Raw genomic sequence first — 12210 nt, 5'->3', positions numbered from 1 at the left:
GTGGAGACAGCACAGTACCCCTACCGTACGAACCGTCACCACCAGGTACGAATCGTCGACCGGAACGTACGAACCGTCGCCACGAGGTACGAACCGTCGCGCCGGAACGTACGAACCGTCGACCAGAACACGCAATCAGCCGCATCAGCACAGACCCAAGCACCAACCACCGCTCCCCGCACGCCGCAAGCGCCGCTCCCCGCACACCGTAAGCGCCGCTCCCCGCAGGCCAACCCACCCAGGCCCACACACGTACAAGCCAACACCCTGCGAACCACGACACCCGCAAGCCAGATGGGCTAGCAAACGAACCAGTCAGCAGCCGCCTTCGGGATCGCCGACGTCTACTCGTACTTGGGCCGCCGCAGAGGCAGTCGCAGACGATCCAACTGGACAAACGCGGTCCAAGCGAAGAGACACGGTCCAAGTAAGCGGCTGGGCGAGCCAGGCTGAAGCTGGCAGCAGGAGAACGAGCACGCACAAAGAAGCACTACCGCTGGCACACGGGGACGCAGTCGACAGGCCCATTGCCTCCCAATCCGCCGCCTAGCACAAGCGGCGGGTACGCGGTCCAAGTGGACGGACGCCGTCCAAGTAGGCGGTCGACGAGGCGGGCCGGGGAAGCACTCTGGGAGCACTGCGCAGGCGGCGGTACCCTGAACGCCGAAGGATTACGAATCACTGTCGATTGTAACGGAAATGTTGCCCAATGTGACGCACGACCCTCATATGCTGCCGCCCAGCGATGCCGACCGCCAATAATCGTCTCAGAATTATCACATCAATCTCATACGCATGCCCAATTCTTTACATTCCGTAGCCCACCACTCCCCCACCGGCGACCCCGGGCGCATCCGCGCTATCGCGCGGATCGTGGACCTGCTGACGCGCCACCCGCCCCGTGGCCACCACCGCGGCGGAGCCGTCACGGATACGCATTCCGGACCCGGTTTCTGTGTACCTGTTCACGTTCTCCCCCACCGGCTGAAAATAGGTAGTAGATTGACCAGAGAGCTCGATGAAAAAGCCCGCGCTCAGCGCCAAGCACAGCACGACGGCGGACTATGTCGGGACTTTTAGCAGCGCTCGGCGCTTCCATCACAAGTTTCTTCCAGCAACGGCAGTAAAGTCATTGGAGTCGTCTTGACCAGCCCGCTCAGCGCAGCCCCCACCCCGCAGCCCGCTGGGCAGCGGGGGCGGTCCGGCGGCAAGGCTCGATTTCTGCCGCCACTGGAGTCCCCACTGTTCACGGCCTGGCCCACCATGCGTCAGGACCTGCTGTCATGGGTGTTCCTCGGTGACCTCACTGCCGTAGTGCTGCCGATCTGGGTCGCCGCCATCTGCCTGGCCTGGGGGCCCCTGCGGCTGCTGCACGCCTTCATCGTCGGCGCACTGATGGTGGCGATCGCCTGGATGGCAGGGGCGCTGGGGGTCGACGTCGTGGACCAGGCCCGCTCGGGCGCCGGCCGCGTCACCCTGGCCGCTGCGGTAACCGCTCCGGTGGCACTCCTACTGGCCCAACTGCTCACTCCGCAGCTTTCGGCGCCGTCTGTGCTCGTGCCGCTGTGCGCCCAGCTGACCCTGTCCCTCCTCGGCAGATACACCGAGAGTCGGTGGCTGCGGGCACGGCGCACGGAGGGGCGCGGCCTACGGCGCACCCTCATCGTCATGGGCCCCGGCGCCGAGCCCATCCTGCGCGACCTGCGCTCCCACCCCGCGGACGGCTTCCTCATCGTGGGCTACGTCTCCTCCAGCACCAATCGCTCCCATGCCGCCGCCCGCCTCGGCAGCGTGGAGGAGACGAACGCGATGATCACCTCCGAGCGCATCGACGTCGTTATGACGCTCGGGGGCGTGAGCCCGGACGACCTCGTAACCCTCATGCGCGGCCTGACCTCAACCGGTGCTCGGCTCGTGGTCGCCCCCGGCCTGCAGGACGTGGTTCCGGGGCGCATGCGGGGACTGCCGGTTACGCACGGCTGGACCGGCCTGATCGACGTGAGCCTGCGCCGCACCCGCCTGCTCGCCAAGGAGATCTTCGACCGGACCGCAGGCACCGTGCTGCTCGTGCTCTTCTCCCCGCTCTTGGCTGCGGCCGCCATTGCCGTCCGCCTGGACTCCCCCGGCCCTGCCTTCTACCGCCAGACCCGAGTGGGCCAGGACGGCTCGCCCTTCACGCTCTGGAAGCTGCGCTCGATGCGAACCGACTCGGACGCCCGTCGCGAGGCCGTGGTCAAGGCCGGCGGTGACGCGGGCAACGAGGTGCAGTTCAAGAATCGAACCGATCCGCGTATCACCCGCGTGGGCCGCTTCATCCGCCGCACCTCCATCGACGAGCTGCCACAGCTGATCAATGTGGTGCGTGGCGAGATGAGCCTGGTGGGCCCGCGCCCGGCGCTTCCCAGCGAGGTGGCCGAGTACGACGCCGAGGCCCGCCGCCGCCTTCTGGTCAAGCCCGGTCTTACTGGCCTGTGGCAGGTATCGGGACGCTCGGACCTTTCATGGGACACCACGGTCGCGCTGGACCGGCACTACGTCGAGAACCGGGGCGCCCGCCTGGACGCCAGCATTTTCCTGTCAACCTTCAAGGCCGTCGTCGGCGGCAAGGGAGCGTACTGATGATCACCGGATACGTACCCGGCGGCTTTGACATGCTGCACATCGGGCATCTCAACATCCTCAGCGCGGCCGCCACCCGCTGCGACCGCCTGATCGCCGGCGTGGCAACCGACGAGTCCCTGGAGCGCATGAAGGGCCGCGCCCCGATCGTCCCCCACGACGAGCGCATGGCGCTGGTTGCCGCGCTGCGGGTCGTGGACGCCGTGGTGCCGGACTTCGACCAGGACAAGCGCCTGGCCTGGCAGCGTGAGCCCTTCGACATCCTGTTCAAGGGCACCGACTGGCAGGACACCGAGAAGGGAGACCTGCTGGAGCAGCAGATGGCAGAGGTGGGCGCCACCGTCGTCTACCTGCCCTACACGCCCACGACGTCCTCCAGCATGCTGCGCCGCATGCTCGCGCAGGAGGTCGCCTCACACTCCGGAACCGCCGCCAGATGAAGGGCGTGCCCGCACCGATGAAGCTACGCCGCCTGGGACGCCGGGACCTGTCCCGGCAGCGGCGCAAGCGCCTTTCCGCCGCCCTGGCCGGCCTGGCAGCACTCACCCTGGGAACAGCCGCCTGGATGCATGACGGCGTCCCGCAAGCGGACGTCTCCCTGAACGACGGCGGCGTATGGGTCACCAGCACCAGCGAGCACCTGGTAGCCAGGCTCAACTACCCGTCGAAGCAGATCGACGGCTCCATCCGCACCGCATCGGCGGACTTCGACGTCACCCAGAGCGGTGAGAACGTGCTGGTGCCCGACCTGGCGGCGGGCGCAGTCGCCTCAGTGGATCCGACCGCGGTGGCGCTGTCCGCCGGTACGCAGCTGCCCAGTAGCGTGAGCGTGCTCCAGGGCGCCGATCGAGTCTTCGCCGTGGACTCCGGCGCCGGCACGGTCACCGGCACCACCGTCGGCGCCGTCGACCTGCTGACGGCCGCGCCCACCCTGATCGAGGACGCCCCCGGAGCGGTGGCCGTGGCCGGCACCGACGGGTCGCTGCACGCGGTCTCCGCCAAGACCGGCACCCTGACTACCGTTCCCGTCGAGGCCTCCGGCTGGGGCAAGTCCTCCACGCGCACACTGAACCTGACCGATGCCACGGACCTGGCCATAACCGCCGTCGGGAGCCGCGCCGTGGTCCTGGAGCGCGGCACCGGCATCCTGCACCTGCCCGGAGGCTCCACCACGGACCTGGGGGCCTCGGGACTGGTACTTCAGCAACCCGGCCCCGACGCGGACGCGGTCCTGGTCGCCTCTCGCACCGCCCTGATGTCCGTTCCCCTGGACGGCTCGCCGATCACCACCGTCCCCGCCTCCGCCGACGACGAGGCCGCCGTCGGCGTACCCGCTCAGCCGGTGCGCCTGGGAGACTGCCTCTACGGCGCCTGGTCCGGTTCGGGGCACTTCCTGCGGCAGTGCGGAGGCGACACCGAATCCGTCAGTGACGCCGCCCTGGCCTCCTCCTCCCGGCCCGTCTTCCGCGTCAATCGGGATGCGATCGTCCTGAACGACATCACCCACGGCACGGTATGGCTTCCCGATGAGAACCTGGTGCTGGTGGAGGACTGGACCGACATCACCTCCCAGACGGATGACCAGGCAGATGACAAGGACGATTCGGCGGAGACCTCCGACTCCCAGTCCCAGCCCGAGCGCACCGAGGAGAATCACCCGCCGCAGGCCAATGACGATTCCTTCGGGGTGCGTCCGGGCCGCTCCACGGTGCTGCCGGTGCTCGCCAACGACTCCGACCCGGACGGGGACGTACTGACCGCCGAGGCCGGTGACACGGGCACGGCTCAGGTCACCTCCGCCCAGTCCGGGTTGGCGCTGCGCATCGACACCCCACCGGACGCCACGGGCACCTACACGATCCCCTATACCGCGTCGGACGGACGCGGTGGCGCCGATTCCGCCGTCGCCACGGTGGAGGTCCACGACTGGAGCGTCAACACGGCGCCCGAGCAGACCTCCACCCCCACACTGGTGATCGCCGCGGACGCCTCCGGCTCCCTGGACGTGCTCGGCAACTGGCTCGATCCCGACGGCGACACCCTCTACCTGGTATCCGCCCAGGGCGAGGGCTTCGACGTGCGCACCACCAACGAGGGCACGGTCAACGTGCGGGACACGATCAGCACGCCGGGTACCCGCACGCTCACCGTGGTGGTTTCCGACGGCCAGCAGGCCGCATCCGGGACCATCAACGTGGACGTGCAGGCAGCGGAGTCCGTCGCACCGGTGGCCAACGCCGATCACGTGCGCGTGGTCTCCGGAGCCTCCACCGTGGTCTCCCCACTGGATAACGACGTCTCCCCCACGGGCGACCCGCTGATCCTGGCGGGCTTGCAGGAGGCGCCCGCCGGGACGAGCCTGGAGGTGAACCAGCAGGCCGGCACCTTCACCTTCACGGCCGAGCACGCGGACACCTACTACATCACTTACGACGTCACCTCCGGCTCAGCCGTCTCCCACGGGATCGTGAGGATCGACGTCGTCGAGCCGGCGGACCCGGATGTGCCCCCGGTGACCGAGAATGACACCGCCCTGCTGCGCGAAGGCGGCTCCACCACGGTGGCTCCGCTGAGTAATGACTTCGATCCGGCCGGCGGGATCCTGGTGCTGCAGTCAGCGAGCGCGCCCTACGACTCGGGCGTCACCGTGACCGTCGTGGACCACTCGCTGCTGCAGGTGTCCGCGGCCGGAACGATCGGGCAGAGCGTGGAAGTGGAGTACACCGTCTCCAACGGGACCGCCTCCGCCACCGGTCACATGACCGTCGTTCCGGTTACCACCGCCGAGCTGCAGATGCCGATCGCCGGCGCCGACTCCGCCATCGTGCGCGTGGGGGACGTGGTGACCATCTCGGTGCTGGACAATGACACCTCCCCCTCGGGCCTGGCGCTGAGTGTGGCCGATGAGCTCGGCGTGGCCGGCGCGGATCTGGGCACCGCCTGGACCAGCGGAGACGTGGTGCGTTTCAAGGCCGCGGATACTCCGGGCCGCACCACTCTGTCCTACACCATTGCGGACACGGCCGGGCAGACCGCCTCCGGCCAGATAGACATTGAGGTTCGCGCGCGTGACGACGCCGCCAACGCCGCCCCCAGCCCGCAGAACCTGGAGGCGAGCACGGTGGCCGGCTCCGCGGTGACGATCACCGTGCCGCTGGACGGCATTGATCCCGACGGCGACTCGGTGAGCCTGGTCGGGCTGGACCAGGCCCCGACGTCGGGAACCGTCGAGGCCTCCTCCACCTACCTGACCTACACCCCGCACGAGGGCACCAGCGGCACCGACACCTTCACCTACACGGTGAAGGACCGCTTCGAGGCCCGCTCCACCGGGACCGTGCGCGTGGGCGTGGCCGCGGCGCCAACCACGAACACCGCCCCCGTAGCCACCGACGACCTGGTGGTGGCCCAGCCCGACCGTACCGTCGTCACGGATGTCGTCTCCAATGACTTCGACGCCGACGGCGATCCGCTCACCCTGGATGACACCCCCGTCAGTGATGACCCGGCGCTCACCCTGTCCGTGCGCTCCGGGCGCGTGGTGGCCGAGCTGCCCCGCGAGGAGGGGGTCTACACGGCTCACTACCGGGTCTCCGACGGGGAGGGAGGTATCGACGTGGGCACCATCACCTTCCAGGTGCTCGTCGACGCCCCCCTGCTCAGCCCGATCGGCGTGGACGACTACGTGACGGTGGACCAGGTGGACGCGGACGGCATGGCGCTCGTCTCCGTGCTGGACAATGACCAGGACGCCGACGGCTCCCCCTGGGACCTGACCGTTACCACCGAGGACACACGGGCCGAGGTGATCGACTCCTCGATCCGAGTCACCGTCGGCAGCGAACAGCGCCTGGTGCTGTACACGATCACCGACCAGGACGGGCTTACCGGCAATGCCGTCATCGTGGTGCCATCGCGGCAGGACCTGCGCCCACGACTGGACTCGACCGCGATCCCGGTGCGAATTCCGGCGGATACCACCACCGCCGTGAACCTGGCCGACTACATCCTCACCCACGCCGATACGACCCCCACCATCACCGATGCCTCCACAGTGCGCACCGGCACCGGGCTGGACACGGCCGCGGTCACCAATGGCGGTGAGGGCCTGGACCTGACACCGGCTGAAGGCTTCTCCGGGCAGACGTCCGTGACCCTGACGGTGACCGACTCCGCGGGGGACGCCGCCCTGTCCTCCACCCTCACCCTGCCGGTGGTGGTGGAGGCAACCTCCAACACGCCTCCCGTATTCACTCCCACCGGGATCTCGGTGGCCGCAGGCGAGGATGCGGTCACCGCGGAGCTGTCCGCCATGACGCAGGACGCCGACGGCGACGAGCTGTCCTTCTCGATCGGCTCCGCCCCCGCCGGCTTCACGACGTCGCTTTCCGGCTCCACCGTCACGGTAGCCGCCGACGCCGGCACGGCCGTGGGCACCACCGCCGCGCTGCCGGTGACGGTGGACGACGGGAACAATGAGCCGGTCACCGGCGAGCTGCCGCTGCAAGTCACCGAGTCCAGCCGGCCACTCATGACGACCGCGCCGGCCACGCTCTCCTCCGACGGCTCCCCCGTGAGCGTCGACGTCGCCACGCTGGTGACCAACCCGTTCCCCGATCAGCCGATCACCCTGTCCGGCTCGCCGCAGGTCACCTCCGGCACGGGAGAAGTGACCGCCTCCGGAACCACCCTCACGATTACCCCCGGAGCCGGCTTCGTCGGCCGCCTGGTGGTGGTCTACGAGGCACTGGACGCCACCGGCTCCGCCGCGCGCGCGGTAACCGGCACGGTCACGGTTACAGTCACCGCGGTGCCGGACGCCCCCACCGGCGTGTCCGCCAGCCCATCCGGCATCAGTGCCATGAACGTGTCATGGACACCGGGAGCGGATAACGGCTCGCCGATCACCGGGTATACGCTCACCGAGACCGGCGGGGCAGGCTCCTGGAGCTGCGCCGGATCCCCCTGCGCCGCCACCGGCCTGACGCCCGGCGGCACCTACTCCTTCCAGGTGGTGGCCACCAACGCGGTGGGCGCCTCCGCCCCCTCGGCCGCCTCGGCCCCGGTGACGCTGACCGTCACCCCGGATGCACCCACCGGCGTTAACCTCAGTGGCGGGAACGCCTCCGTGACGGTCTCCTGGGGCGCCGCCGCCCCCATCAGCGGGGTTGTCATCACCTACGAGGTACAGCTGCTGCAGGACGGCAGTGTGGTCTCCAGCCAGGCGGTGTCCGGGACCTCGGCGACGTTCCGCTCATTGAAGCCGGGCAGCTACGCCGCCCGCGTGCGTGCGGTAGTCGCCGGCTCCGGCCAGTCCGCCTGGGTCTTATCCGGCGCAACGGCCACCGCCTACAGCGCCCCGGGCACCCCGGGCAGGCCCAATGTGAGCTGGGACGGAAGCAAGCTGAACATCAGTTGGGGCAGTGCTCCGGCCAATGGGAGCGCAGTCACCTACACCGTGTCGGTAACCGGATCGGTGGTACAGACCGTTCAGGCCGGCGCCAGTACCTCGGTGACCGTACCGGTATCCCTGGGCACTGGCACGCACACCGTTTCGGTCACGGTGAAGGCCGAGAACCAGGCGGGCTCGGCCACCTCCGCAACCGGCTCGACGAGCTTCCGCATCACCGGCAAGCCCAAGGCGCCATCGGCACCGGTGGCTGCGGCCAATGGCACCAGCCAGATCAAGGTGACCACGCCCTCCACCCTTGCCGCCGACAACAACGGCTGGGGCGCGGGCGAGCTGGAGATCGAGTACAGGCTCGTCGACTCCGCCGGGAACCAGGTCAAGGGCTGGGACGATGACAACACCTCCTTCTCCGGCCTGACGCCCGGCGCCACCTACTACGTGGAGGCGCGTGTGGTTGTCGATGACCAGGAGTCCATCGCCTCGGCCACCGTGCGTTCAAACGCCGTCACCCTGCCGCGGCCCCAGGCGACCACCAAGCCCATACCCGCCAACAACGCCTTCCCGATACTCACCGACAAGACCATCGATGGCGTTACCTGCACCGAGGCGGACTATGCCCGGGGCTTGCAGCGGCCGACCGCGGACGGAAAGGTGGACTGCTGGCACCTGGTGGTGGACGTGTGGGGATTCGACCCCAACAGCCGCGTCTACTGCCGCTACACCTACCGGGACGCCAACGGCGCCTACCCCACCTGGACGGAGGAGTTCTTCGTCGGCTCCGACGGCACCGCGCGGCACACCTTCCCGCACGCCACCAACAACTCGAGCCAGACGGTGACCTGCACTACCAACTGACAGCAGTCGACCGCAGGAGCATTCCGGTCGACTGTCCAGTGGACTACTCATAGGAGACACACGTACCCATGCCCATGACCCAGGAGAACGCGACCTGGTTCGCCGAGACCTTTAACAAGGTGGTAGACAACGTCGGCGAGGCGCTGCTCGGCAAGCAAGACGTAATCCGACTGGCGCTGACCACCATGCTCTCCGAAGGGCACCTCCTGCTGGAGGACGCGCCCGGCACCGGCAAGACGGCCCTGGCGCGAGCCCTGGCGGCCAGCGTGCAGGGCAGCCACTCGCGTATCCAGTTCACCCCGGACCTGCTGCCGTCTGACATCACCGGCGTGACCATCTTCAACCAGAAGACCACCGCCTGGGAGTTCCACCCAGGTCCGATCTTCGCCTCCGTGGTCCTGGCCGACGAGATCAACCGGGCGTCCCCCAAGACCCAGTCGGCCCTGCTTGAGGTGATGGAGGAGTCCACGGTCACCGTCGACGGCGTCCGCCACGAGACCGGACGACCCTTCATGGTCATCGCCACCCAGAACCCGGTGGAGCAGGCCGGCACCTACCGCCTCCCCGAGGCGCAGCTGGACCGCTTCCTGATGAAGACGTCCATCGGATACCCCAGCCGCGAGGCCCTGACACGCATCCTGGCGGGATCGGACAAACCCGACCGGTCCCGCGGCCTGGACACGGTGATCACCTCCGGCGCGATCGCCTCCATGGCTGACATTGCTGCCCAGAACCACGTGGAGGACTCGATCCTGGACTACATCGGCGCCCTGGTGGAGGCCACCCGCGAGTCCCCCGACACGCTGCTGGGCGTGTCCACCCGCGGCGCCATCGCCATGGCACGCGTCACACGCGTATGGGCCGCAGCCCAGGGGCGCCCCTACGTGCTTCCCGATGACGTCAAGGACCTGGCGGAGGTGGTGTGGGCGCACCGACTGGTCATGGACCCCGACGCCGAGTTCTCCGGTGCCACCGCAGCCGGGGTGATCACCCGCGCCCTGACCGACGTCTCCGCCCCCACTACCCGCTGAGCCCGCGAACGAGACCCCATGACCAGCCCGGCCCCAACCTCGCAGGCGTCACCCGCCGTGTCCGTCCTCCAGACCGCGCTGCGGGCCTGCCGCCGTGCAGCTACGCGGCTGCGTTCCGTAACCGCTGAACTGCCCGGTCACCAAGCAGTTGCGGCCGCGGCCCGCGGCGCAGGGGTGGTGACGCGCACGGGCTGGGCCTGCGTGATGCTGCTGGCCCTGGCCGCCGCCGGCGGGTTCCGGCTGGGCTGGCAGGAGGCGTGGGCCGCCGCCGCGGTGCTTGGCGCCGTCGTCGCCACCGCCTGGCTCTGGCTGCTGCCACGCGGGGGCCACACCGTCTCCCACGACCTGCTGGAACGGCGCGTCACCGTGGGTGACAACGCGATTGTTCACCTGTCGGTGCGCAATCCAACCGGACGCCTCCTGCTGCCCACCCGCATGGAGATGCCCGTGGGCACCGCTGGAGCCGTGTTCGCGGTGCCCACGCTGCGCCCGGGTGCGGAGCATGAGCGTGGCTTCATCCTGCCCACGGCCCGCCGCAGTGTCGTCACCGTAGGGCCGGTCGTCTCCGTGCGCTCGGACCCGGTGGGGCTGCTGCGCCACGAGCGCAACCACACCGAGGCGCAGCTGGTGCACATCCACCCCCGCACCATCCGGCTGGGAGTCACGCTGCGCGGCATCATGCGCGACGTCGAGGGGGCCGTCACCCAGGAGCTGTCAAGCTCGGACGTCTCCTTCCACGCCCTGCGCGACTACGTGCCCGGGGACGACCGGCGTAACGTCCACTGGCGCACCACCGCCCGCACCGGCAGGCTCATGGTCCGTCAGTTCGAGGAGACGCACCGGGCGAGCCTGCTGGTGCTCCTGGACACGCTCCCGGACGACTACGAGACCGATGAGGACTTCGAGACGGCCGTGTCCGTGGCCTGCTCGCTGGCGCTGAACGCGATTGCCGACGGCAGGGAGGTCTCCCTGCTCACCCAGGCCGGGGCGCTGCCCACTATCACCGGCCTGCGACTGCTGGACGCCTCCTGCCTGCTGGAGGAGACGCCGGGCGCGTACGGCTGCGACGAACTGGCCCGCCACGCCACCACCCGCCACTCCGAGGCCTCCGTACTGGTGCTCGTAACCGGCCAGCGCTGTGATGACTCGGTGCTGGGGCGCGTGCGCACCACCACCCCGGTGGACACGGTGGCGATTGCACTGCGCTGCGGCTCCCGGCCGCTGGGGCGCCACGCCCTGGGCGGGCTGACCGCGTTCGACATCGACCGCCTGGAGGCACTGCCCTTGGTGATGCGGGAGGCTGCATGAGTACCTCGCGGGCTAAGCAAGGCCTCTACCAGGCGCTGGTCACCGTGCTGCTGCTAGTCGGCACGATCCCCTTCACCGTCCCCTTCGGCTCCGTGATCGGTGCCGCGGTCGGCGCCTGTGCCGTGGCTCTGGGCGTGTTGATCGGCCTGGTCACCGCCCGCTCCCGGCTGTCCGCCCTGCCCACGCTCGCCATTACGGCGGCCGCGCACGTGCTGTTGGCCCCCTGGCTGCTGCCGGACGTCGACCACGATCTGAGCGGCATTTACGAGGTCCTGGCAGCCACGGTGACGGTGTGGCGCGATGCGCTGACCCTGCCCCTGCCACTGACTGCCTTCTCCGCGATGACTACCCTGCCGTGGCTGACGGGCCTGACCTGCGGCGTGCTGGCGACCCGTGCCGTCTATGCGGGACGGCTCCACCTGGCCGGATTCGCGGTCCTGGCGGAGGCGGCAATCGCCATCGCCTGGGGTGATACGGCCACGCCGCTGCCTGCCGTAGTCGGGGCCGTACTGGCTGCCGGCGTGCTGGGGCTGTGGGCGCTGGCGGCGCAGTGGGGCCGACACGATCAGGTGGCCGAGGTCCTGGAGGAAACCGATGCGGGCGTGACCGCAGGTGCGCGCCGCGGTGCCGCGCGTGCAGGGGCGCTGCTGGCAGCTATCACGCTCGTGATCGCCATTTCCGCACCCGCCGCCCCACACGCCCGCACAGTCCTACGCGACGCCTTCAACCCGCCGCTGGACCTGACCGAGTTCGCCACTCCCCTGTCCCTGGTGCGTGCCCTGGAGACGCAGCTGGCCTCCACTACGCTGATGACGGTCTCCGACCTGCCCGACGGCGCCCGGATCCGCATAGCCGCACTCGACTCCTACGACGGCCTGTCTGCGCGCATCAGCCAGGCATCCGGGCGCGGTGCCCATTTCCAGCACATCGGTCGGGGCACACCGCTGGTGGCGGAGCTCGGCTCCGGAGCCGCGGCTCCGGAGCCGA

General features: G+C 69.3%; 6 protein-coding genes and 1 pseudogene. 6 read left to right on the top strand and 1 reads right to left on the bottom strand.

What is annotated here, in order from left to right:
- Window positions 1-807: 807 nt before the first annotated feature.
- Window positions 808-939: a hypothetical protein gene (locus GZ997_RS12930; protein ID WP_275405352.1), complete on the bottom strand. Its 132-nt coding sequence runs from the start codon at window positions 937-939 to the stop codon at window positions 808-810.
- A gap of 204 nt (window positions 940-1143) precedes the next feature.
- On the opposite strand from GZ997_RS12930, the gene GZ997_RS05950 reads away from it, so the two are divergent.
- From GZ997_RS05950 to GZ997_RS05925, 6 genes and pseudogenes are all read left to right on the top strand, one after another.
- Complete coding sequence (locus tag GZ997_RS05950) at window positions 1144-2619, top strand: sugar transferase (RefSeq protein ID WP_238994301.1); 1476 nt, start codon at window positions 1144-1146, stop codon at window positions 2617-2619.
- The gene (locus GZ997_RS05945; protein ID WP_161923574.1) at window positions 2619-3059 is read left to right on the top strand and encodes an adenylyltransferase/cytidyltransferase family protein; all 441 of its coding nucleotides are present in this window, start codon (window positions 2619-2621) and stop codon (window positions 3057-3059) included. Before GZ997_RS05950 ends, GZ997_RS05945 begins: the two co-directional genes overlap by 1 nt.
- A gap of 5 nt (window positions 3060-3064) precedes the next feature.
- On the top strand, window positions 3065-8884 hold the full coding sequence (locus tag GZ997_RS05940; RefSeq protein WP_343212287.1) for an Ig-like domain-containing protein: 5820 nt from the start codon (window positions 3065-3067) through the stop codon (window positions 8882-8884).
- Window positions 8885-8952: 68 nt separating this feature from the next.
- A complete protein-coding gene (locus GZ997_RS05935) occupies window positions 8953-9915 on the top strand; it encodes a MoxR family ATPase (protein ID WP_162679231.1) in 963 nt (320 codons plus the stop codon).
- 18 nt (window positions 9916-9933) lie between these two features.
- Entirely contained in the window at window positions 9934-11223 is a 1290-nt protein-coding gene (locus GZ997_RS05930; RefSeq protein ID WP_162679230.1) for a DUF58 domain-containing protein, read from the top strand.
- Window positions 11220-12210 (top strand): annotated as a pseudogene (locus GZ997_RS05925) (transglutaminase domain-containing protein); the annotation flags it as partial. The gene GZ997_RS05930 and the pseudogene GZ997_RS05925, both read left to right, overlap by 4 nt.

Origin of the sequence: Actinomyces sp. 565 (assembly GCF_010365615.1) — a bacterium.
Lineage (GTDB): Bacteria > Actinomycetota > Actinomycetes > Actinomycetales > Actinomycetaceae > Actinomyces.
This window is presented reverse-complemented; position numbering and strand designations above follow the sequence as displayed.